General features: G+C 67.9%; 21 protein-coding genes and 1 tRNA gene. 12 read left to right on the top strand and 10 right to left on the bottom strand.

The genetic code is table 11. From position 1 onward, the window contains the following. The first annotated feature begins 107 nt into the window (after positions 1 to 107). Both K6U06_RS21870 and K6U06_RS21865 read left to right on the top strand, forming a co-directional pair. Positions 108 to 1,697 carry a long-chain fatty acid--CoA ligase gene (locus tag K6U06_RS21870; RefSeq protein ID WP_262324105.1) on the top strand — a complete coding sequence of 530 codons (1,590 nt, stop codon included), beginning with the start codon at positions 108 to 110 and terminating at the stop codon, positions 1,695 to 1,697. A 222-nt stretch (positions 1,698 to 1,919) separates the two neighbouring features. Further along, on the top strand, positions 1,920 to 4,649 hold the full coding sequence (locus K6U06_RS21865; protein WP_262324104.1) for an EAL domain-containing protein: 2,730 nt from the start codon (positions 1,920 to 1,922) through the stop codon (positions 4,647 to 4,649). A 113-nt stretch (positions 4,650 to 4,762) separates the two neighbouring features. Here K6U06_RS21865 and K6U06_RS21860 read toward each other — a convergent pair whose 3' ends face one another. Then, positions 4,763 to 6,361, bottom strand: coding sequence for a methyl-accepting chemotaxis protein (locus K6U06_RS21860; RefSeq protein WP_262324103.1), 1,599 nt, complete (start codon positions 6,359 to 6,361; stop codon positions 4,763 to 4,765). A gap of 316 nt (positions 6,362 to 6,677) precedes the next feature. On the opposite strand from K6U06_RS21860, the gene K6U06_RS21855 reads away from it, so the two are divergent. The 3 genes from K6U06_RS21855 to K6U06_RS21845 all read left to right on the top strand — a co-directional run bounded on the left by K6U06_RS21855 (position 6,678) and on the right by K6U06_RS21845 (position 8,028). Then, positions 6,678 to 6,753 (top strand) — tRNA-Thr (locus tag K6U06_RS21855). 102 nt (positions 6,754 to 6,855) lie between these two features. Continuing rightward, entirely contained in the window at positions 6,856 to 7,164 is a 309-nt protein-coding gene (locus tag K6U06_RS21850; protein ID WP_262324102.1) for a hypothetical protein, read from the top strand. 3 nt (positions 7,165 to 7,167) lie between these two features. Beyond that, complete coding sequence (locus K6U06_RS21845; protein ID WP_262324101.1) at positions 7,168 to 8,028, top strand: tyrosine-type recombinase/integrase; 861 nt, start codon at positions 7,168 to 7,170, stop codon at positions 8,026 to 8,028. A gap of 63 nt (positions 8,029 to 8,091) precedes the next feature. On the opposite strand, the gene K6U06_RS21840 is transcribed toward K6U06_RS21845, so the two are convergent. The 3 genes from K6U06_RS21840 to K6U06_RS21830 form a co-directional block, all read right to left on the bottom strand. Next, positions 8,092 to 8,367: a helix-turn-helix domain-containing protein gene (locus K6U06_RS21840; protein WP_262324100.1), complete on the bottom strand. Its 276-nt coding sequence runs from the start codon at positions 8,365 to 8,367 to the stop codon at positions 8,092 to 8,094. Between the two features lie 392 nt (positions 8,368 to 8,759). Further along, positions 8,760 to 9,170 carry a type II toxin-antitoxin system VapC family toxin gene (locus K6U06_RS21835; protein WP_262324099.1) on the bottom strand — a complete coding sequence of 137 codons (411 nt, stop codon included), beginning with the start codon at positions 9,168 to 9,170 and terminating at the stop codon, positions 8,760 to 8,762. An 11-nt stretch (positions 9,171 to 9,181) separates the two neighbouring features. Continuing rightward, positions 9,182 to 9,424, bottom strand: a complete 243-nt coding sequence (locus K6U06_RS21830; protein ID WP_262324098.1) for a hypothetical protein — start codon at positions 9,422 to 9,424, stop codon at positions 9,182 to 9,184. Positions 9,425 to 9,942: 518 nt separating this feature from the next. On the opposite strand from K6U06_RS21830, the gene K6U06_RS21825 reads away from it, so the two are divergent. The 5 genes from K6U06_RS21825 (at position 9,943) to K6U06_RS21805 (ending at position 14,612) form a co-directional block, all read left to right on the top strand. Further along, entirely contained in the window at positions 9,943 to 10,311 is a 369-nt protein-coding gene (locus K6U06_RS21825; RefSeq protein ID WP_262324097.1) for a relaxase domain-containing protein, read from the top strand. Then, positions 10,244 to 12,691 carry a MobF family relaxase gene (gene mobF / locus K6U06_RS21820; RefSeq protein WP_262324096.1) on the top strand — a complete coding sequence of 816 codons (2,448 nt, stop codon included), beginning with the start codon at positions 10,244 to 10,246 and terminating at the stop codon, positions 12,689 to 12,691. The genes K6U06_RS21825 and mobF overlap by 68 nt, the downstream gene beginning before the upstream one ends. Next, entirely contained in the window at positions 12,688 to 13,026 is a 339-nt protein-coding gene (locus tag K6U06_RS21815; RefSeq protein WP_262324095.1) for a hypothetical protein, read from the top strand. The genes mobF and K6U06_RS21815 overlap by 4 nt, the downstream gene beginning before the upstream one ends. A 125-nt stretch (positions 13,027 to 13,151) precedes the next feature. Further along, a complete protein-coding gene (locus K6U06_RS21810) occupies positions 13,152 to 13,880 on the top strand; it encodes a hypothetical protein (protein WP_262324094.1) in 729 nt (242 codons plus the stop codon). Positions 13,881 to 14,360: 480 nt separating this feature from the next. Continuing rightward, complete coding sequence (locus K6U06_RS21805) at positions 14,361 to 14,612, top strand: hypothetical protein (RefSeq protein WP_262324093.1); 252 nt, start codon at positions 14,361 to 14,363, stop codon at positions 14,610 to 14,612. 489 nt (positions 14,613 to 15,101) lie between these two features. Here the strand turns inward: K6U06_RS21805 and K6U06_RS21800 are convergent, their stop codons facing one another. The 5 genes from K6U06_RS21800 to K6U06_RS21780 all read right to left on the bottom strand — a co-directional run bounded on the left by K6U06_RS21800 (position 15,102) and on the right by K6U06_RS21780 (position 18,404). After that, positions 15,102 to 15,461, bottom strand: a complete 360-nt coding sequence (locus K6U06_RS21800) for a DUF5615 family PIN-like protein (RefSeq protein ID WP_262324092.1) — start codon at positions 15,459 to 15,461, stop codon at positions 15,102 to 15,104. Beyond that, positions 15,458 to 15,883 (bottom strand): hypothetical protein, encoded by a 426-nt coding sequence (locus K6U06_RS21795; protein ID WP_262324091.1) that lies wholly within the window; start codon positions 15,881 to 15,883, stop codon positions 15,458 to 15,460. Before K6U06_RS21795 ends, K6U06_RS21800 begins: the two co-directional genes overlap by 4 nt. Before the next feature lie 94 nt (positions 15,884 to 15,977). Then, positions 15,978 to 16,487 (bottom strand): phosphotransferase, encoded by a 510-nt coding sequence (locus K6U06_RS21790; RefSeq protein WP_262324090.1) that lies wholly within the window; start codon positions 16,485 to 16,487, stop codon positions 15,978 to 15,980. 96 nt (positions 16,488 to 16,583) lie between these two features. Further along, complete coding sequence (locus K6U06_RS21785; RefSeq protein ID WP_262324089.1) at positions 16,584 to 16,748, bottom strand: hypothetical protein; 165 nt, start codon at positions 16,746 to 16,748, stop codon at positions 16,584 to 16,586. A 510-nt stretch (positions 16,749 to 17,258) separates the two neighbouring features. Beyond that, positions 17,259 to 18,404, bottom strand: a complete 1,146-nt coding sequence (locus K6U06_RS21780; protein ID WP_262324088.1) for an isocitrate lyase/phosphoenolpyruvate mutase family protein — start codon at positions 18,402 to 18,404, stop codon at positions 17,259 to 17,261. A 331-nt stretch (positions 18,405 to 18,735) separates the two neighbouring features. Here K6U06_RS21780 and K6U06_RS21775 point away from each other — a divergent pair, with 331 nt between their 5' ends. After that, entirely contained in the window at positions 18,736 to 19,428 is a 693-nt protein-coding gene (locus tag K6U06_RS21775; protein WP_262324087.1) for an ArsR/SmtB family transcription factor, read from the top strand. Positions 19,429 to 19,568: 140 nt separating this feature from the next. Here the strand turns inward: K6U06_RS21775 and K6U06_RS21770 are convergent, their stop codons facing one another. Beyond that, the gene (locus tag K6U06_RS21770) at positions 19,569 to 19,736 is read right to left on the bottom strand and encodes a hypothetical protein (protein ID WP_262324086.1); all 168 of its coding nucleotides are present in this window, start codon (positions 19,734 to 19,736) and stop codon (positions 19,569 to 19,571) included. Positions 19,737 to 20,230: 494 nt separating this feature from the next. Between K6U06_RS21770 and K6U06_RS21765 the strand changes: the two genes are divergently transcribed. After that, a complete protein-coding gene (locus tag K6U06_RS21765) occupies positions 20,231 to 21,004 on the top strand; it encodes an SDR family NAD(P)-dependent oxidoreductase (protein ID WP_262324085.1) in 774 nt (257 codons plus the stop codon). Positions 21,005 to 21,016: the final 12 nt, after the last annotated feature.

The following is a 21,016-nucleotide window of genomic DNA, read 5'->3' as shown; positions in this document are numbered from 1 at the left end:
CTAGGCCGGCAGGCCGTGACCGCCTGAAGGGATCCGCGGGCGTCGCGCTCAGCGGCCAGCACGTAGCATCTGGCGTCCGAAGAGGACCACGAGGGAGGACCGTTGCGATGATGGACGTGCCGCTGAGCACCTGGCTGCTGTTCACCCCGACGCGCCACCACCTTCACAGCGAGATCGTGAGCCGCCTGCCGACCGGCGAGATTCACCGCTACCACTACGGCGACTTCGCCTTCCGGGCCCAACAGCTCATGAACGCCCTCGACACCCTCGGAGTCGAGCGAGGCGCGCACGTCGCCACCCTGGCGTGGAACGACTACCGCCACCTCGAGGCGTACTTCGGGGTGCCGTGCGCCGGGCGGGTTCTCCACACCCTCAACGTCCGGCTCTCCGCCGACGAGCTGGCGTTCGTCATGAACGACGCCGACGACCGCGTCGTGCTCGTCGACCGCGACTTCCTCCCGCTCCTCGAGCAGGTCCTGCCCGAAGTGCCGGGTGTGCAGCACGTCATCGTGCTCGGGGAGAGCACCGACGGGGCGCCGGAGGGAGCCCTGGCCTACGAGTCGCTCTTGACCGCTGAGCCCGGCACCTATCCGCAGGTCCCGATCGACGAGCGCTCACCGGCCGGGATCTGTTACACCTCCGGCACCACGGGCCGGGCCAAGGGCGTCGTCTACTCGCACCGCTCGACGTTCCTGCACGCGCTGGCCGGGACATCCAAGGCCGGGCTGGCCATCGGCCCCGGCGACTGCGTGCTCCCGCAGGTGCCGATGTTCCACGCCAACGCCTGGGGCATGCCCTACGCGTCGGTGGCGGTCGGCGCCAAGCTGGTGTTCTTCGCCGGCGCGTTCGCCCCGGAGCCGTTCGCCGACCTGCTCCTCGGCGAGCGGGTGACTGTCACCGGCGCGGTGCCGACCGTGTGGATCGGCCTGGCCGACACTCTGGCATCGCGGCCCCGGCCCGAGCACCTCGATCACATCGTTTGCGGCGGCAGCCAGCCTCCCCGTGCCCTCATCGAGCGCTACCAGCGGGACTTCGGCGTCGACATCATCCAGGCGTGGGGCATGACCGAGACGTCGCCTCTGGCCAGCACGGCGTGGCCTCAAGAACGGATGAGGGACTGGGACCCGGCCCAGGTCATGACCGCGGCGCGGGGACAGGCCGGCCTGCCGCTGCCCGGCGTCGAGATCAGCATCCGGGACGAAAGCGGCCACGAGGTGCCCTTCGACGGCGAGACGATGGGAGCGCTGCACGTGCGCGGCCCGTGGGTCACCGACGGCTACCTCCACGGCCACGGGGCGGACAGCTTCACCGAGGACGGCTTCTTCAACACCGGTGACGTGGCGATCGGGTCCCCGGACGGCTACTTCGTCATCGCCGACCGGACCAAGGACCTCATCAAGTCCGGCGGGGAGTGGATCTCCTCGGTCGACATGGAGGCCGCGATCATGGCCATGCCCGGCGTCCAGGAGGCCGCAGTGGTCGCCATACCCGATGAGAAGTGGATGGAACGGCCTCTCGCCTACGTCGTCCCCGCCGCCGGCGAGACCATCACCGCCGACGCGGTGCGGGCCCACCTCGGGTCGTCCGGCTTCGCCTCCTGGCAGCTACCCGACCGCGTGGAGTTCATCGACGAGATCCCGAAGACCGCGGTCGGCAAGTTCGACAAGAAGGTGCTGCGCGCCAAGTTCCAGAGCTGACCGACCGTCGCTGTCGAGCCGCGGCCTTTCGTGGTCCTAAAGGCCGACGCCCGGGCGACCGATGTCACAGTCATGTCCGATCCCGTAACAGGAGGGGCGGAGCACCATTTCGGCGGGACTTATGTGCGAGCGCTGGTGTGGCATGCGCGTGAGACCCTGGGGCCTGACTGGGTCCGCCGATCCCTCCAGGCCCTGGGAGAGTCCCGTCCCGAGGAGGTCCTCGTGGACGACGCCACGTGGACCTCGTTCGACCAGTACAAGTCCATGCTGCAAGCTGCGAGCAGGGCCCTAGGGGGCCGCAACGCCCTTCGAGCTGTCGGCCGGCGGCTCTACGACGTCGAGGATTACGAGCTCAACCCCTCGGTCCAGGCCTTCGGTTCCCCCGATGCGCTATTCGCAGATGCGGCAACGGCCATAACGGCGGTCTGCCCGATCGCTCGCTGGACGTCGTCCGAGGTCGGGGAGCGAGAGTGGGTGGTCGAGCAGCGGCTCGACGCTGGCTTCGAGCCGTTCCCGGAGCTGTGTGCTGTGCAAGCTGGCGTGCTGGAGATATCGACGGTGATCTTCGGCTATCCCGTGGCGGAGGTAGTTGAGGAGCAATGCGCGAGCTTCGGCGCTCCCGCGTGCGTGTTTCGGGTCCGATGGGACGCAGCGGACGAGACGGTACGACGGACCCGATTCCTCGAGGAACGGGTGCGGGCACTCGAAGGTCGCTTGGAGCAGTTCGAGTGCACCGTCGCCGACTTGGTGTTTGGGCATGACCTTCAAACGGTGCTGAGCCGTACCTTCGTATCGGCGACACGGGCGGTGCGGGCACCAATTTGCGTTCTTTCACTCACCGGAGCGCCCGAGGGCGTAGAGACGCTGTACGCCAGCGGGGTCTCGACATCTGAGGCGGGACGGATCGCGAACTGGCTGCCTTCGCCGCCGTCGCCCGACTCTGAAGGCGCGTTGATCGTGGAGGTGGCGTCGACGCGATCCCGCTACGGGTGGTTGGCCGCGATTAGGCCGGCCGGTGGTTTCATGGCGCAGGAGATGCCTCGACTGCAGGCATACGCCAGCTTGGTTGCCGCTGCCCTCGACTCGGCCACGGCACTGATCGAGGCGCGACATCAGGAGGCCGAGGCCCGCCGCCAAGAGGTCGATGCTCGCCGTCAGGGTGACACCGCACGAGCTCTCCTCGAGCTGTCGATGTCGCTCGCCGAGGTGAGCACCGTTCAAGACATGGCGGCCAAGCTGGTGCGAGCCGTGCCGGCCGTAATGGGCTGCGACTTCGCCGCAGTACTGCTCCCCGAGCAGGGCGGCGCGAAGGCGATCATAGTCGCGACGCACGGCTACACCCCGGGCGTCGATCGCTTCCTGCGGTCTCGTTCTCTTCCCATCCTGGAGCGACGAAGCGGGCAGACGGAAGTAGAGCTCTACGCAGACACAGCGCCGGGGAGCTTGTCGGAAGAGATGATGGCGCTCGCGGGGGCATCGGCCAGGATGATCATCCCGATCGTCGTCGATGGCGAATGGGCCGGCGCGATCGACGCCAGCGTCTCTGGGGATCCGGGGCGCCTGTGTGGCGGCCATGATGCCACCGACCGGCTTCGCGGCCTCGCCGCTCAGGCCGCGACAGCGATCCGTAATGCCCGCCTCCTCGAGCGGGTACGCCACGAAGCGATGCACGACCCGCTGACCGGCCTTCCCAACCGCGCCCTGATACTCGATCGAGCGGCTCAGATGCTCGCCCGAGCCCGTCGCCAGCGCGGGACGCCAGCGGCGCTGTTCATCGATCTCGATGGGTTCAAAGAGATCAATGACACCTTTGGCCATGCTGCCGGCGACGAGCTGCTCCTGGCCGTCGCGGCCCGCATACGCGAGGTGGCGCGCCCGGGCGACACGGTGGGGCGCCTCGGCGGTGATGAGTTCGTTGTGCTCGTGGACGGGCCCTCACAGGATTCCGGCGTCGAACTAATCGCCCAACGGATTCTGGCGGTGCTGTGCGAGCCCTTCCGGATCGCCGAACGGCAAGCTGGGGTGCTCTCGGTCACGGCCAGCATTGGCGTGGCAGTCGGCAACCGGCCGAGTCCCGGCGAGCTGCTGCGTGACGCAGACGTGGCGTTGTACCAAGCTAAAGCTGCCGGGAAGAACCGCTATCTAATGTTCGAAGCGCACATGCAAGCGACGGTGCATGACCGACTCCTACTCCATATGGACCTACAAGAGGCGCTGCGCGCCGACCGGTTCACCCTCCTCTGGCAGCCGATCTGTCGTCTGAGCACTGGTGAAGTTACCGGCGTCGAAGCCGCCCTACGGTGGGTCCATCCCTCCCGGGGCGAGCTGCAATCGAGCGAGCTCATCACCCTCCTCGAGGAGTGCGGACTCATCCTCGACGTGGGGCGGTGGCTCCTCCAGCAGGCCTGTCGCCAAGGTGCCGACTGGCACCGCCGCGGACTGCCGGTGGACGTGGCCGTCAAGGTCTCCGGCCGTCAGCTCCAGTCCGACCGCCTCGTGCACGACATACAGCATGCGCTCGATGCCGCTGCACTTGACGCGGCTTCACTCGTGGTGGAGATTACCGAATCGGACTTGATGACGTACGTCAAGTCGGGCGCGGATAGCCTGCGGGCCATACGGGGCCTTGGTGTGCGAGTCGCCATCGACGATTTCGGAACAGGCTATTCGACGCTGTCAGTATTGCGTGAGTTCCCGGTCGACATCCTGAAGATAGATCGAGCCTTCGGGACTGGGATGGATGCTTCCCGCGAATCAACGGCTCTCGTGCGCGCGGTGATGCAGCTGGCCAATTCCCTTGGTGTCGGGACGAGCGTGGAAGGCGTCGGTAGCGGCATCCAGTACGTTGCTTCGGAGCCACAGTACTGTGACCGTGGTCACGGTGTCTTAATCACCGGGCCGCTCCCCGCTGCCGAGATCGAAGGTTTCCTCGCCGCTCGACAAGGTTGCTGAGCCAACGACGACCCGGGCGAAGCGGCCGGTACACCAGCCGATTCCCGAACCTGTGACCACCGAAAGCTCACGAGCACGCCTCGATAGGTAAGTGGACCCGGGGCCGCGGCCTGTTAGTACCGGAATTGGCTAACGAGGCTACCAAGCTGGGCAGCGAGGCTCGCGAGCTGCTCGGAGGACTGTCGGGATTTGTTGGCTCCAATCGTTGTATCCGCGGCGGCGGATGCAACGCTGCCGATGGTTTGGGCGATAGAAGCGGCGCCGTGGGCGGCGTCGCTGACTGAGCGACCGATCTCGTTGGTGGTGGCGCTTTGCTCCTCGACGGCAGAAGCGATACTCGCTTGAGATTCGGTCATAGTGCCGATGAGGGTGAGGATCTCGCTGATGGCGCCAGCCGCGGCGGCGGAGTCATTTTGGATGGCAGCAACCTTGGCGGTGATGTCGCTGGTTGCTTTACCGGTCTGTTGGGCGAGATCTTTGACCTCGCTTGCTACCACTGCGAACCCGCGGCCTGCCTCGCCGGCGCGAGCGGCTTCGATGGTGGCGTTCAGGGCTAGAAGATTGGTCTGCTCGGCTATAGCGGTGACAACTTTTATCACCTCGCCGACCATGTTGGAGGACTGGCCGAGTTGGGTTACCATCCCGCTGGCTGCTTCGGCTGCGGCCATGCCTTGGTTCGCGACTTCGACGGCGTCCGCGGCAGTGCGGGCGATCTCAGTAATGGAGGCGGTCATCTCCTCGGTGCTGGCCGCTACCGTGCTGATGTTCGAGGCGACCTCGGTGGCGGAGCTTTCGACGGTGGCGGCTCGGTCGGCGGTGTCGGCGGCGTTACCGGTCATCTGCGATGACGTGGAGGCCAGATCGTGTGAGGCAGCCGCAAGCGTGAGGGAGGTTTCGGCGACTGCGGTGATGGTGGCGCGCACCCGCTCGAGGACCCTGTTCAACGCGATCGACATCCGGCCGATCTCGTCGTGAGAATTAACGGTCGAGGTACGGGTCAAGTCACCGTCGGCGACGTCTTCTAGGACAGCGACGGTGGCCGTGAGCGGCTTGGTGACCGACCGGCCGACGAGCAGGGCCAAGACGACGCTGAGCCCGAGGCCGACCAGGATCATGATGAGGAGGAGATTGCGGGCGTTCCCGTAGGCGACGGCGGCGTCGTGGGCCTTGGCGTTGCCGAACGCCACCTCTGAGGCGGTGGCGTCACCCAAGGCTTTGGGGACAGCGGACTGCAGGGTGGTGAAGGCGGCAGATGATTTGGCCAAGTCGGCAGCGTTGTTGGTCGCCTTTGCGTTGTTGTACAGCACGGCGTTTTGGGCCATGGACGTCAGGAACCCGGGTACCTCACGGATGTCGGCTGCGGCGGCGGGGGTGAGGTTAGTCTTCAATGCGGCGGCCGCATCCGATGCTATCTTTGCGACCTGCGCTTGCTCCTGGGCGACCAGCGCCGGTGTGGAATCACCGGGTATCGCGAGCCCCGAGGCGTCGGTCGTGTAGAGGTACCAGTCGCTTTGCAGGCCCTCGACCGCGACGGCGGGGACGGTTGCTTTGACGTAGATGTCCTTGGCCTGGCTGTTGAGCGAGCCCAGCTCGGCCATTCCGAACAGCCCCACCAGCATGGTTACTAGCGACACGACGATGAACGCGACTACCAGCCGGCGGGAGACGCTCGCCCGTAGCAGGATCGATCCGCTCGTACGGGAACTTGACACTTTGACAACCTTCCATGGTTTACCAGCCAGCGGGAAGCTGCGGCTTGCAGGGCTTCATCGGCCGGCATCCACATCACCTGAAGCAGGAAGTGCTGCACACCGCCTTGGTGGCCGACCGCTTGGCATGTTCAGGGCGATGGGCCGAGCCCGCCGAAGCAGCGGTGTCGGAGGTTCGCCAGCGCGGCGGCCACGGCGCGTGGCCCAGCTGCAGTGAACCTCCTAGAGCAGAACCTCACCAGGGTCATGGGTCACCACCGTCAGAAGCTTGGCGGCCGCTGCTAGACTAGGCCGCCCGTCAGCGTGAAAATGCTGGTAGGCCCGAGTAGCTCAGACGGCAGAGCAACGCACTCGTAATGCGTAGGTCAGGAGTTCGATTCTCCTCTCGGGCTCCACATCCCCGCAGGTCAGAAGGGTGATCGGGTAGATGTCTCACCCTCCCGGTAATCTTGTTCCAACAGTTGTCCCAACAAGGGGCCGCTGGGGAGGTGGTGGCGATGGCTGGGAGCCTTCGGCAGCGGCCCGACCGGGGGGCTGACGCCTGGGAGCTGCGGGTGTATCTGGGCCGGGACGCGGCCGGCAAGGTCCGGCACCGCAGCGTGCTGTTCCGGGGGACCAAGCGCTCGGCGCAGCGGGAGCTGACACGACTGACCGCCGAACAGGACCGTGCGCCTGCCGTGGTGCCCGAAGACGCCGCTCGGGCGTGGGGTCCCGCCACCACCATCAACGACGCCATCGAGGCATGGCAGGCCAACGGCTGGGACGATCTCTCGCCGAGCACGGCCCGGCGCTACGAGGGTGTGTAGAGAGTGAACATCCGCGACTCGATCGGCCGGCGCCGGATCGCCAGCCTCGGCCCCTACGACGTCGAGCGCTACTTCCGGGACCTGAAGACCGCCGGGCTGTCCCAGGCGTCGGTCCGCTACGTCCGGGCCGTGCTCCACCGTGCTTGCCGCCTGGCCCGCAAGTGGAGCAACAACACCCTCCCGAACCCGATCACCGACACCGAGCTGCCCGAGTGGTCCCTGGCGGAGACGGGCCCGGCGGTGCGCTCCCCGAGCGCTGACGAGGTCCGCCGGCTGCTCGCGGCCGCTCGCGAAGACCGCGACCCGAGGGTGTCGGCGTTCGTGCGCCTGGTGGCCGCCACCGGCATGCGGCGCGGGGAGGCGTGCGCGCTGCGCTGGGACGATGTCGGCTGGGAGGGCGCCGCTATCCGCATCGACGAGGCGTTCGTGACCTTCACCGGCGGGGTGACGGTGCGGGGACCAAAGACTCGCGCCAGCGTGGGTGGCGTAGCCGTGGACGCCTCCACCATCGACCAGCTCCGCCGCCTCTACGACCACCAGGTCGAGCTGGCCATTGCGGCCGAGGTCGAGGTCCAGGGCGACTCGTTCGTGTTCTCCTACGAGCCCGGCGGCCAGGTCCCTCCCTACCCCGACACTCTCAGCCACGCCTTCTCGTCCCTGCGCGACCGCGCCGGGGTCGCCGCCGACGTGCACCTCCACTCGCTTCGCCACTTCCAGTCGACCGAGCTGGACCGGGTGATCAGCGAGTCCCAGAAGCAGGCTCGGCTGGGCTGGTCGACGGTACACATGGCCCGCCACTACACCGGAGCGGTGTCGGCCGAGGACCGGCGAGCAGCAGAGCACATGGGCACCCTCCTCGGCTGACAAGCCCGGCGCCCGGAAGGGGACCATGGTCCGGGGCGGCGCCACGCTGCACCGGCCCGGCCGTCACCCCGGCGCCCCCTGCTGCGCCGTCTGGCGCCGGCTGGCGGTCAGCGCGTGATCCGCGCTCTGCGCAGTGCGGGGTTCGACGTCTCCGTCGAGGAGTCGCTCGACGGCTCGGCGAGGGATCCGCAGGCGCCCGTTGATCGTGAACACCGGCAGCGGCAGGTCGCCCCGGTCGATGGCCCGGTAGATCGAAGACCGGCTCTGGCCCAGGAGCACGGCGGTGTCCTCGACGCTGAGGAGCGGCTTGGTGCTACGGCTCCGATCACGCGATCCCATCGTCGCCCACCTCCCGGTCGACTCCGGTGCGGCCGCTCCGGCCGTTGTCCGTGGCGACCCGCCGGCCATCGGTCACTTCGACGGCGATGCCCACGGGGGCCGCACCCCGGACGGGACCGCTAGGTTCCCGGTGAACCTCCAGCCAACGGACGCCGGCCTGCTCGAATCGGGGATTGGCGCGGGATGTGCCTTCATCGGACTGGACAGCCATGGTGATCTCCTCCGCGAGGTCGCGACCTGCAGCCTCTATATGGTCACCGCTGGGCGGTCCACGCTATGGATGTGCCTCGCTGCCGGTGTGGCCCCTCCCGTCCAGCAGCCGAAGTGCTGGAGGGCGCTTGCCGGCGCAGCTCGGCTGGGCTTGCCGGCGCAGCTCGGCTGGGCTGTGCTTTTCAGGGAAGCAGCTCCAACCCATCGAGATGGCGTGGACGGACCACGGTGAAGTCACGATGGTTGAGGGTGGCGACGGTGGTGACCCCGAGCCGCTCGGCCACCGCAACGATCGATGCGTCCATGAGATCGAGCCGCAGATCGGCGTAGCCCTCGACCAGCTCCACACAACGAGACCAGTCCGACCCGGTCAGATCCACCGCCTGGAGACGGCTGGCGGTGACCATGCGCAAGTAATTGGCCTGGGCGCCGGCGCCGAGCCGATCGAGGATCAGCCAGGAACTCTCGGCGATCACCGGGACCGTCGAGGCCAGCTCACCCCAGTGGCCGCGCACCACATGGGCGCAGTCGCTGTGGCGGTCGGAGCGTCGGTCGGCGGCAGCAAGCCAGACGTTGGTGTCGACCAGCAGCACCGACCAGCAGCTCAGGCGGTGGTTCGCCGGGCAGCGGCCTCGGCGCGCAGCTCTCGGGTATCACGGCCGGCCCATGACGGGTCTCCGGAGTCTCCAGAGCCGATGAACGCCTCTAGGGCATCGACCTCCTCACCGGCGGGCAGCCCGGCGGCGAGCAGCTCCGCTGTCAGCTCATCGACGCTCACGCCACGCCGGGCCGCCTCGGCGGCCAGGCGGTCGGCAAGCTCTTCGCTCAGGTGCACGATCGTTGACATCGCAACCAGCGTAGAGCCCGGCGCTGGGCTCGGCGGTCTTTGTGGGGAGCCTGTGGCCGGCGCGTCGACCGATCCTCGCCTGTTGGTTCGACGCGGCGCTGGCACCCGGAGGCAGCTGGGCCCTGCGCCGCTTCCATCATCTCGTCCGACCCGCGACGACCGACCTCGGACCTGCACCGACTTGCCGCCAACGAAGCCGCCCTTCCCCAGCTGCTTGCCTCGCTCTTTCGCTCGAACGACGAGCCCCTTTCTGCTCCTCCTGCCGCCACCGCCGACCCCTCCCTCGCCAGTCGCCTTCCAAATCAGGATTTCCGGCTTTACACAGTCGGCATTCGAGGTAGTCGGTCACGCCGGCGTGGCAACGGAAAGGTGACACGGCCCACGATCCACGGCGGGAGCACGGCGAGAACCGGCCCGGTGACACGCTCTTGGGAGGCCCCGGGGGTGAATAGCTTGGACCGCTCGGCGGCTGTCCGGTAGGAGCGTGGTGTGGGTCCGCTCCGGGACAGGAGTTGGGTGTGATCTCGATACGGCGTATCAGCCTGGGTGGCGGCTACCGCTACCTGATGGAGTCGGTCGCGGTGGGCGACGGGGCCACCGGGCGGTCCAACAATCTGTCCCGCTACTACGCCTCCTCGGGCACACCTCCAGGAGTTTTCCTCGGTGCCGGACTGGGTGACCTAGGCGACGGCCGGGGCGTCGAGACCGGCTCGGAAGTGACCGAGAAGCACTTGGAGGCGATGCTGGCCGGCTGCGCCGATCCGATCACCGGCAAGGCCGGCGGAGGGACACCGAAAGCCCCCTCGCGGTGGGCTTCCGGTGGCCGGGTTCGACCTTACGTTCTCCCCGCCGAAGTCGGTGTCGGTGGCGTGGGCGCTGGCCGATGAGGGGACCAAGGCGGTGATCTACGAGTACCATCGCCGGGCGGTCTCTTTCGTGATCGGCTACGCCGAAGCCCAGGTGTTCAGGTCCCGTTCGGGGGCCAACGGCATCGTCGAGGAGGACATTACGGGTGTGGTGGCCGCAGCGTTCACGCACTGGGCCTCCATGGCGGATGACCCTCAACTACATGACCATGTGGTGGTGTGGAACCGGGCCTGTTCGGTCTCGGATGGCAAGTGGCGGACCCTCGACAGCAGGGGCTTGTTCAAGGCGAGGACCACCCTGTCCGAGTTGCATCAAGGGGTCCTGTCGGACCTGTTGACCGGGGCGCTCGGTGTCGGCTGGGAGGCCCGTGGCCGGCGTCACTCGACCCGGCCGCGCTATGAGATCGCTGGCGTCGGCGAGGCGTTGATGGCCGAGTTCTCGCAGGGCGCTGGCCAGATCGCGGTATACCGCGACGACCTGAACGTGGCGTTCGTCGCCGCCCGCGGCCGCCAGCCGACCGGGGTCGAGCAGATGCGCCTGGCCCAGCACGCCACCCTCGCCACCCGGCCCCGTAAGACCCACGCCGGTCTGGATGAGCTGACCGACGGCTGGCGGAGTCGGGCCTCCAGGCATATCGGCGGCGAGCAGGTGGCGTGGGTGGCGAACCTGAAGGACCGCAACGACCTGCCGCTGTTGCGGGCCGACGACCTCGCCGATCCGATCCTCCAAGATGCCGCCGAAGCCGTGCTGTCGGGCGTCGCGGAGCGGCACGCCACCTACGGCCGCCAGAACCTTCTCGCCGAGACGCACCGGATCTTGCATGGGGTGCGCTTCGCCAGCCCCGACGACCGCGTGACGGTCGCGGAGCGCATCACCGACATCGCCGTCGACCGATCTTTGTCGCTCACCCCACCTGCGATGTTCCACACGCCGGACCGCTACGTCCGCGCCGACGGCTCGTCCAGGCTGCACCCGGCGAGCCGGGTCGTCTACACCACCCAGGCCCTCCTCGACGCCGAGGCTCGGCTGCTCGCCGGCGGCAGGACGGTCGACGGGCCCACCGTTACGGTGGAAACGGTCGCCGCTGTCACCGACGCGAACCTGCCTGGCCGGGACTACGGGCTGTCGGTCGATCAGGCGGTGGCGGTCGAGAAGATCGCCGTCTCCGGCCGGGTCCTGGACGTGCTGGTCGGGCCGGCCGGGACCGGCAAGACCTCGACCATGGCCGGCCTGCGAACAGTATGGGAGGCCGCGCGGGGGCCCGGGTCGGTGATCGGCCTCGCACCATCCGCCGCAGCCGCGGAAGTGCGCGGGGACGAGGTCGGGATCGATACCGAGAACACCGCCAAGTGGCTCACCGAATGGCGGCGGATCCTCCAACTTGTCGTTCGCCGCGTCCGCCTCGCCGGCCGACTCGCCCGGCACCCTCACCGCTCTTCTGCCGACGCCCGGAAAGGCGCCGGCCAGGTGAAGGAGCTCGACGGGGCGGTCGACGAGCGACGCTTGCGTTCCGGCCAGCTGGTCATCGTGGACGAGGCCAGCCTGGCCGGCACGTTCGCTCTCGACGAAATCGTCACCGCCGCGGGCGACGCTGGAGCGAAGGCGGTCCTGGTCGGTGACTGGGCGCAGCTGTCGGCTGTCGAAGCCGGCGGTGCGTTCAGTCTGCTCGTCGCTGACCGGGGTGACTTGGCGCCGGAGTTGGTCGATGTACGCCGGGTCCGTTCCGACTGGGAGAAGACCGCCAGTGTCGAGCTGCGCCTCGGCCACGACAGCGCGGTCGACGCCTACAGCGACCATGGTCGGGTCGTCGGAGGCGACCGCACGGACATGCCCGAACGCCTTTACCAAGCGTGGAAGGCTGACATCGACGCCGGCCGCTCCAGCCTGATGATCGCCGCGGACGCCGCGACAGTGGCCGAACTGAACCGTCGGGCCAGAGCCGACCGGGTCGCCGCCGGGAAGGTTGCCGACGACCGGGTCGCCGCCGGGAAGGTTGCCGACGAGGGGGTCGCCGTCGGGGACGGGCAGCGGGTGGGGGTGGGTGACGAGGTGATCACCCGGGCCAACAACCGGCTGCTGGCCACCGGGCGAAGGTGGGTGAAGAACGGGGATCGCTGGACTGTCACAGCCACCAACACCGATGGGAGCATCGCCGTCCGACGCGCCGGCGGTACCGGCGAGGTCGTGCTGCCAGCCGACTACGCCGCCGCCCACGTCGAACTCGCCTATGCCACCACAGCGCATCGGGCGCAGGGACGCACCGTCGACACCGCCCACGCGATGGTCTCCCCGACCACCACCAGGGAAGTGCTCTACGTCGCCGCGACGCGGGGCCGGGAGTCCAACCGCCTGTGGACACCAGCTACGACCCCGACCCGCAAACCTCCCACGACAGGATGACCGACCCGCAAACCGCCGCCCAGGTGCTTGCCGGGGTCCTCGCCAACGAAGGAGCGGACATCTCCGCGCACGAGACCCTGCGCCGGGCGCAACGCCGGGTGGAGGACTTCACCGTCTATGTTGGTGACAACCCCATCAACAGCAGCGGCCCTACTGGTGAGATAGCAGTCGGCCGTTCCTCCGAGGCGCGGCCTGCGTTATGGCACTTTTTTTCCTGTGCGGCGAACGAGGTATCTGACAAGGTGGAACTGCCGGATCAGTTCGTCCAAAGAGCCGAACAACTCGTCGAGGGCCGAGACTGGGTCGGTTCTCAAGGGCTTAGAAGACTTCTTTAGTTCAGGAGAGGGGATCGAGGGCGAGTGACAATCATCAGCCGCGCTTATGTGTCATGGCGCACGGATCCCTGGCGGTAGCTAGGGCGAAGAACCCTCCGACCCGGGACTAGGGAGAAGAATACGTCTTGCCGCAGAACGATGAAAGTGAGCACGCAGGTCCGTCAAGCGGTTCCTGGATCGCGGGCGCCGCTGACGAGCTTAGAACCAAGGCTGCCGCAGGTGATTCCGACGCCATCCAGCAACTCGCGTTGCAGATGCTGTCAGATCATTTTAACCAGACGATACAGGCGCTCAAAGCGAATGCGCTGACGGGTAATGCATCAGCGAAGTGCCTCCTTGCGGCCTTTCTGTGTCAAAGCGCGTACGAGGAAGCGCTGTATTGGGAAGCGGATGTCATCGGCTGGCGAAACAGGGCGTTCTGGCGTGCCACAAAATCCTTTGATCTTACAGTGGCGATACCGCGCGCCGGCGGCGCTCTCTTGTTCGAGTCGGCGGCTCGCAGCGGGAATGGCCTCGCTCTAGAGCGTTACGGAGACATTTTACTCTCGAGAGGTGATCGCAGCACGGCGCGCCAGATGTATTTAGATGCCGCTGAGTCAGGAAGGTGCGACGCCATGTTTTCGCTGGCCGAAATGTATGGTGCCGACGGGGACGCAGAGAGAGCGACCGATTGGCTCGATGCATCAGTGATGAGTGACTCGGTTCTCGGATTGTATGCGAAAGCCAATCGTGAATACGCACACAGTTGGGAGGCCACACTCAGACTCTTGGAGAGGGCCATGGAGCTGGGAGATCCGCACGCCGAGGAGGTAAGGGAAGAGCTTGAACGAAAGCGGGGGTCGCTACGGAAGTAGCGTAAGCCCGCGAGAACGTCCCTCGGAAAGTCCTGTGGCGTGCAGCGCAAAGGGCGTCGTCGTGGTCGACAAGAGCGGACGCGCATGAGCGCCTCGTCGAGCAGCTCGGCCGCGGTCGGCCGGCTGATCGCATGGTGGCCGGCACCGGAGCGGGTCGGACGGCTGCGGCGTCCCAACATCTGTCCCAACAAACTGGTCCCGACGCGTCCCGGCTCGAACCGCTCCTTCTCAACGAGTGCGCCGCTACCGCCCCCGGCCAGCCTAACGCGATGAAGGAGGACGCGAAGAGACGGGCAGGGCCGCCCCGTTGCCCACGCGTAATGCGTAGGTCAGGAGTTCGATTCTCCTCTCGGGCTCCACCAAGGCGCAGGTCAGAAGGGTGATCGGGTAGATGTCTCACCCTCCCGGTAACCTTGCACCAAGCGCTCGGCGCAGCGGGAGCTGACACGACTGACCGCCGAACAGGACCGTGCGCCTGCCGTGGTGCCCGAAGACGCCGCTCGGGCGTGGGGTCCCACCACCACCACCATCAACGACGCCATCGAGGCATGGCAGGCCAACGGCTGGGACGATCTCTCGCCGAGCACGGCCCGGCGCTACGAGGGGGTGTGGAGAGTGAACATCCGCGACTCGATCGGCCGGCGCCGGATCGCCAGCCTCGGCCCCTACGACGTCGAGCGCTACTTCCGGGGCCTGAAGACGGCCGGGCTGTCCCAGGCGTCGGTCCGCTAGGTTCGGGCCGTGCTGCATCGTGCTTACCGCCTGGCCCGCAAGTGGAGTCCTATCCCCGGTGGGCCGGTCCGCAGCGTAGAAGTTACAAATCCATAATGGGATGGCTGCGTTGGCCCTTCGGGGCGGCTCGTGGACTCGAAGTACTTCTAGAGCTATCTCCTTCGGAGAACGTGGACGAGAAAGACCTGGCGGGGAGTAACCACATTGCCAGTGGGAAGGGGATTAATCTCGTGCAGTCCCATCTCCGTCGAGTGCATGCAAGTGTTTGGGGATCCGGTAGGCCTCTTTGTGGCGAGAACGGCAGGACGGTTAGAGGGAGGAGATCGTGGCCTGATTGGCCCGTCGACGGTTCGTTGTTCTGTTCCCGATGCCGTGACCGAATTTCTGAGATTTCGGAGCGCTGAAACTCCCTTCTAGTGGTCCGTCCTTCATCAGGCACGTATGAAGCGCCTTGGTGGTGGGGTCGTCGCGCCGAGTGGAGTTGCGGGGTTATGGGAGCCAGTACACCCAGTCGAGGTCGCCGCTGGGGGGGTTGTCCGTCAATGTCGCGAGCGCGCTGATCAGGTTGGCCGGATAGGAGTTGCTGCCCCGGTGGTAGCGGCGGGGGGAGCTGAACACGACGCCGGCGTGGTGCTCGCCGGTGACTACCCAGGCTCGTACGATGCGATCGAAGTCTCGGGCGTTCTCGGTGACCACGGCTCGGCCGGATCGCCTCGCTGCCCGCAAGAGTTCTTCGTCTGGTAGGGATGCGAGGATCGGGTCGTCGGCTGCGGCGGTCACGTCATGGCCGTCGGATCGAAGTCGTTCGGCTGCTAGGCGCGAGTGGTGGGTGTCGAGCAGGAGCTTCACCCTGCCAGCAGGGCCTGCCGGCGCCGCCACTGGGCTTCGGCTTCCTCGGCCGCTTTGCGGTTGGCGCCAACCTGGGTGTCGATTTCCTCGGTGAACTCGGCGTAGTAGGCGAGGGCGGCCTCGACGAGTTGGCCGGGAAGGCCGAACACCTCGACTGCTCGGGTGATCCGCTCGGCGACGGGAACGTCGCCGCCTACGAGGCCTTCGATGACTTCCCACACGTCGGGGCCGCCGACGAGGTGGGCGCGCCGGCCGGCGGGTCCGTCGCGAAAGCTCACCAGTGGATGGCGACGGGTTCGCAGGCCCTCGTCGATCAGTTCCTCGGCCAGCGAGGACGTCGAGGCGCTGCGAGCGGCTGCTTCCGCCTTGAGCTGTTCGGCTACCCGCGGGTCATGAAAGCGCACGGATACAGGATGCGACATGACTACAGTGTAGTCAGCCCAGGGCTTGATCGGGTGAGGCGCTGAGCCTCGCCGCCTCGCCAGCGCACCCGTGGGGAGTAGCCATGCAGGCGCATCAGGACCGCCACGCCGCGAGGAACCGGCCGTCGCGGTCGTAGGCGTCTGCATCGGAGCGGAGCTGGGGGAGGCTGAGTTCGTCGGCTTTTGAGCGCGACAGCTGGGCTAGCTGATGGAGTCGGATGATTGCCACCCGGATCACATCGTCGATGGTTATGTCCACGCCGCGGCCGTAGGCGTCCAAGATCAGCTGCGTCCTCCGGCGGCCCTGGTCCATTCCCGGGCCACCCGCCGGCGGGTCCGCGGTCAGGGGGACGATCCGGGTCGCGAAATAGGCGATATCCCAGACCGGCGGGCCGGGCGAGCAGAAGTCGAAGTCGATGGCTCCGGCAATCCGCTCGTCCCGAAACACGAGGTTGTGGGGTGCGAAATCGTTGTGGCACACCACCTCGGCCGGGATCCTCGCCGGCGCCTGCCAGACGGCGCCGTCAACCGCGAATCCGACGCTGGCGTCATGGAGTTGGCGTAGACGCTTGGCGCCATCCCAGACCACCTCGTCCACCCACACCCGCGTTGGCAAAGGGTAGGACGGGACCACGCCTGCGAGGTAGGTCAACCGCTCGTGTACGCAGCGGCCTGCGGCATCGACGCGAAGCTCCAGCGGTCACGGCACCCAGTCGATGTTCGCGTTCCGGAGGTATTCGAGGAACCGGTGGACGGTAGGGGTCCACGGTCCCGCGTTGCGTATGACGGTGTCTCCTTGGCGGAACACCGAGTTCATGTTGCCGCCGAGGGGGCCAACTCCGTCTCCCCCTGCGACGGGATCCATCCCGCCAGCGTGCCACCGCAGCCCGAAACCCTGCTTGGTATTTAGCCTTCCGTAGCGGGCGGGTTGCCAAAGGCGCGGTCGCCGTCGTCGCGGCGAAAGACTCACACGTCCATGGGCAGTAGCGGCGAAGGGCAACGACGTCACGCATCGAATTGACCTCACCGATCCGCACCCGTGGTTAACCACGATGCCACCGGCGGTCAATCGAGAGTCGCCGATGGCCGCGAGGCGGGTCCGTGCGGGGATACCGACCTCTGCCCCTGTGCGGGGCGGGCGGACCGGGTCTACTCCCTGCCTCTCAGCCTTCGACCCCTTGGGATTGCGGCTCCGGTTCCGTCCCTTACCGGCAGGTCGGCCAGTCTCCACCTTATGTGGGGTGGGGCCCTGGGGTGTCGCGACGTTCAACGGCCGGGCCACCAGAAGCGTTGCGTCATCGTGGGAAACCGGCAAGCTGGTCGGGGCGCACCCGCGGTGGGGCCGCAGCCCGCCGGGTTGGGCGGGTTGGGACGACTACGCCACCCAGGAACTTGAACCTGGCTCAGAAGATCGAAGCCTCGGTTCGTCCGGGACCCGACGGCTAGGCACCCGCAGGCCATCCGCATCGAGGCTGGCCTCGACCAGGGTCTGGACCGCTTCATAGCTGGGCGCCTGAGGGTCGAGCGGGCGGCCATCGCGCAGCGACGCGGCGACTTGGACAGCCGCGCCGAGAGCTGAGCGGTAGAGCAGCGAGCCAGTGCTGATGCGGCGCACGCCCAGCGCGGCCAGCCGCCCCGCGTCGGGTTGGGCCAGGACGTTGAGCGGAACGTCGACGCCGTTCGCGGTGGCGCTGATCGCCCGGTCGTCGGTGAGTCCGGGGACGAAGACGCCGTCGGCGCCCGCCTGCTCGTAGCGTTTCGCCCGCTCCAGCGTGGAGTCGGTCATGATCCCGAGCCAGTAGGTGTCAATACGGGCGTTTAGGAATAGCCCCGGGGCACCGTCTTTGAACGCCCGCAGGAACCGCGCCTGTTCGACCGGCTCGCACAGATGATCGCTGCGCCCGTCCTCGATGTTGACCCCCGCGACGCCGAGCTCCCAGAGCTGAGCGGACAGCTCTGAGGGGTCCTGGCCGAAGCCCGCTTCGAGGTCGACGGTGATCGGCACGTCCAACTTCACCAGTCGCGAGGCGAGGTCCAAGGTCTGGGTGAGCGTGGCTCCGGCGGCATCGGGGAGCCCGTTGGCGGCCGCGACGCCGAGGCTCGTGGTGCCCACCGCGAGGAACCCGGCGTCGGCGAAGGCGGCTCCGGAGGCGAAGTCCCAGGCGTTGGGCAAGATCAGCGGCGTGTCACCGCGATGCAACCGGTGGAAAGCCAGCTGCGTCGAGGCCAAGGCAAGGGCTTGCGCCCGTCCCGGACAGGCGTGTCGGCCTGCGCCGAAAGCGATCCCGTTCAGGCCGAGTTCGATGGTCTCGCCTGTCGGTGTCACCCGTCGGGTGGCGTCGACGGGAGGGTTGCGACCTTCGATCAGCGCGGGCATCGCCCCGGCCGCCTGCACGAGCAACCCGATCCGGCAAGCGGTGTGCTCGTCGCGGACCCCGCCGCAGGCTACGACGAGCCGGTCGACCGCCCGGTCTGCTTCCGCGGTGATGGCAGTGTGTGGCTGGTAGGAACCAGCGACCACCTGAGCATCCGTCGCCGCGTCGGCGGGCAGCCCCAGCGCCTGCGCGAGTAGGTGAAGGGGATCACCGCGCCCTTCCCGAAGAGCCTCGGACGGCACCGCAGCCAGCATTTGCTCCGCCAGAGCGTGCCGTCTCCTCTGTTCGCCGCCTTCGCAGAACCTGGCGACGTGCGAACGAAGCCACGTTACCCCGGTGCCGCCATCGGGCGCCTCTGGTACGAGATAGGCCGGGTCGGTGAGGATGCGAATCGACTCACTTGTCTGGGACACCTCGATCAACCTACGTAGAGACGTTTCGGGCTGCGCCGAAATGTCCGGCCCTAAAATCGGTGAGATGTCGCTAGCCACTCTCAGTGCGGTGGGCGCGCTCCTGGCCGATCAGACCCGCTGCCGGCTGCTCCAAGCGCTCATGGACAGCCGGGCGTGGACCGCTGGGGAGCTGGCCCGCTTCGCTGGCGTGACCCCTTCGACGGTGAGCGAACACCTCTCTCGACTCCTGGACGCCGATTTCATCGCGATGGAAGCGCAGGGGAGGCATCGATACTTCCGGCTGGCAGGGCCTCCGATCGCGCAGGTCATCGAGTCGCTCGGCGCCCTCGAGCTACCCGCTGCCGACCGTGGCTCCCACGTCGTCTCGGCTCCGGCGGAGCTGCGCTACGCCCGCTCCTGCTACGACCACCTGGCCGGCCGGCTCGGCGTCGACATCTACGACCGGCTGCTCACCAACGGTCACCTACGGCGCAGCGACAGCGGGGTCGCGATCCAACCGAGCGGCGAGGATCTTTTCGCCGGGCTAGGAGTCGACATCGACGCCGTCAGGCGAGCCAACCGGCCCTCAGCCCGCAGCTGTCTCGACTGGACCGAGAGAAGGCACCATCTCGCCGGTGCCGCCGCCACCGCGCTCTTGCAGGTCATGCTCGAGCGCCGGTGGCTCACCCGCGGGAGTCGTCCCCGTTCCATCCTCGTCACCGAGGCCGGCCGGCGCGGGCTCGAGGCATTCATGATGGAGTGCCCAGCCCCGGCCTGAGGGTGCTGGCCATCGAGGTGCAGGTCAACGCAAGCCGGCTTTTTCGGCCGGTTCGGTGCCGTCGATAGCGAGCCCCTATCGCAGGCGAGGCGGCCCGCCGGGGTCGGGCGGACCCAACGCTGCCCGCCTAGGCGGCCCGTTCAGCGGTTGCGGCGGTCCATCAGCGCCGGCTGCTCGCTCGGCATGATGCGCTCGCCGGGCGTGCCGTGGTCGCCTCGCGTGCGATCCCTGGACGGGTGGCTGGCGGTCATGTCGGCCCAGATGGTGGCCAGGCGGTGGCGCAGGGACCGAGGGGCGGGGGTGCTCATTGCGGGGTGTTCCTCTTCGTGACTGCCGGGTGGGGGGCAGATCGAGTCCCGACGCCGCCGCGGGCGGACCAGGACGGGCGACCTGTGAGCGGTGCCGGCGCACCGCTACCCCCAGTGTCGGTCGCCTCGGGCCCTAACTGCAGAGAATCTCGCTGGTTTCCGGATCCGGCCCCGGGTCGTCTGGCGGGGGCTAGCCGACAGGATCGCCGCAGCGACCGCACAGCCGCACGAGGCGGCCGTCGGTTCGGACGGCGACGAGGCCGTCTCCGTGCCCCGCGACCAGGCACGCCAGTCGCCGCAACAGCCAGAAGCTGCCGCCGCCCCCTGCGCTCGCGTGTGAACGTGTCAATGCCATGTGTTGTCCCACGGCCGGGTGCGGGCCTCGCTGGCTGCCCGAGGCCGTCCTCGTGGCCACAAGGGTACGGCACCCCCGCCGCTAGGTGCCGTCGGCGGCGAAGGCCCACCGGAGCGCCCCCGGGGATATCGTTCCCGGCGTGCCCCGCCTGACCAGCCTGTCGCGTTCGGTGGCCGGCAGAGTGGCGGTGGTGACCGGAGCCGCCAGCGGGATGGGCCGGGCCACCGCCTTCCTCCTGGCCGACGAAGGGGCGACGGTCGCCGCGACCGACCTGCACCGCCCGGCGGAGGTCGTGGACGACATCCGGGCTGCGGGCGGCGAAGCGGAGGGATGGGCGCTCGATGTGGCGGACCCGCAGGCTGTCGTCGACGTCGTCGCGGCCATCGCCGGGAGCCTCGGGCGGATCGACATCCTCGTCAACAACGCCGGCGTGTCGACTCCCGCCCCGATCGGGGACGAAGGGTGGGAGGCGGCGTGGGCTCGGACCCTCGCCGTCAACCTGAGCGGGGAAGCCCGCATGATCCGGGCCTGCCTCCCCCACCTCCAGGCCCACGGCGAGGGACGGGTGGTCAACATCGCCAGCACCGAGGGGCTAGGTGCCACCGCCGGGATGTCGCCCTACACCGCCTCCAAGCACGGTGTCATCGGCCTGACCAAGAGCATGGCGGTGGAGCTCGGCGCCACCGGCGTCACCGTCAACTGCGTGTGCCCGGGGCCGATCCACACGGGCATGACCGAGCCGATCCCCGACGACGCCAAGGAGCGCTACGCGCGCCGGCGCGTCCCTCTGCGCCGGTACGGCGAAGCCGAGGAGGTGGCCCACATGACCGTGTCGCTCTGCCTGCCGGCCGCGTCCTACTGCAACGGCGCGGTGCTGGTGGTGGACGGCGGCATGCTGGCCCAGAACACCTGACGCCTGCCGCCC

This window comes from Acidiferrimicrobium sp. IK, assembly GCF_025499425.1.
Classification (GTDB): domain Bacteria; phylum Actinomycetota; class Acidimicrobiia; order Acidimicrobiales; family Palsa-688; genus Acidiferrimicrobium.
The sequence above is the reverse complement of the archived record's forward strand: the minus strand, read 5'-3'. Positions and strand labels throughout refer to the sequence as shown.

Bases quoted from the DNA above. Each gene is read 5' to 3' on its own strand.
- K6U06_RS21870 (WP_262324105.1), top strand. From the start codon at position 108: ATGATGGACGTGCCGCTGAGCACCTGGCTGCTGTTCACCCCGACGCGC.
- K6U06_RS21840 (WP_262324100.1), bottom strand. From the start codon at position 8,367: ATGGGATCGCGTGATCGGAGCCGTAGCACCAAGCCGCTCCTCAGCGTC.
- K6U06_RS21815 (WP_262324095.1), top strand. From the start codon at position 12,688: ATGACCGACCCGCAAACCGCCGCCCAGGTGCTTGCCGGGGTCCTCGCC.
- K6U06_RS21830 (WP_262324098.1), bottom strand. From the start codon at position 9,424: ATGTCAACGATCGTGCACCTGAGCGAAGAGCTTGCCGACCGCCTGGCC.
- K6U06_RS21785 (WP_262324089.1), bottom strand. From the start codon at position 16,748: ATGGATCCCGTCGCAGGGGGAGACGGAGTTGGCCCCCTCGGCGGCAAC.
- K6U06_RS21795 (WP_262324091.1), bottom strand. From the start codon at position 15,883: ATGTCGCATCCTGTATCCGTGCGCTTTCATGACCCGCGGGTAGCCGAA.
- K6U06_RS21850 (WP_262324102.1), top strand. From the start codon at position 6,856: ATGGCTGGGAGCCTTCGGCAGCGGCCCGACCGGGGGGCTGACGCCTGG.
- K6U06_RS21770 (WP_262324086.1), bottom strand. From the start codon at position 19,736: ATGAGCACCCCCGCCCCTCGGTCCCTGCGCCACCGCCTGGCCACCATC.
- K6U06_RS21775 (WP_262324087.1), top strand. From the start codon at position 18,736: ATGTCGCTAGCCACTCTCAGTGCGGTGGGCGCGCTCCTGGCCGATCAG.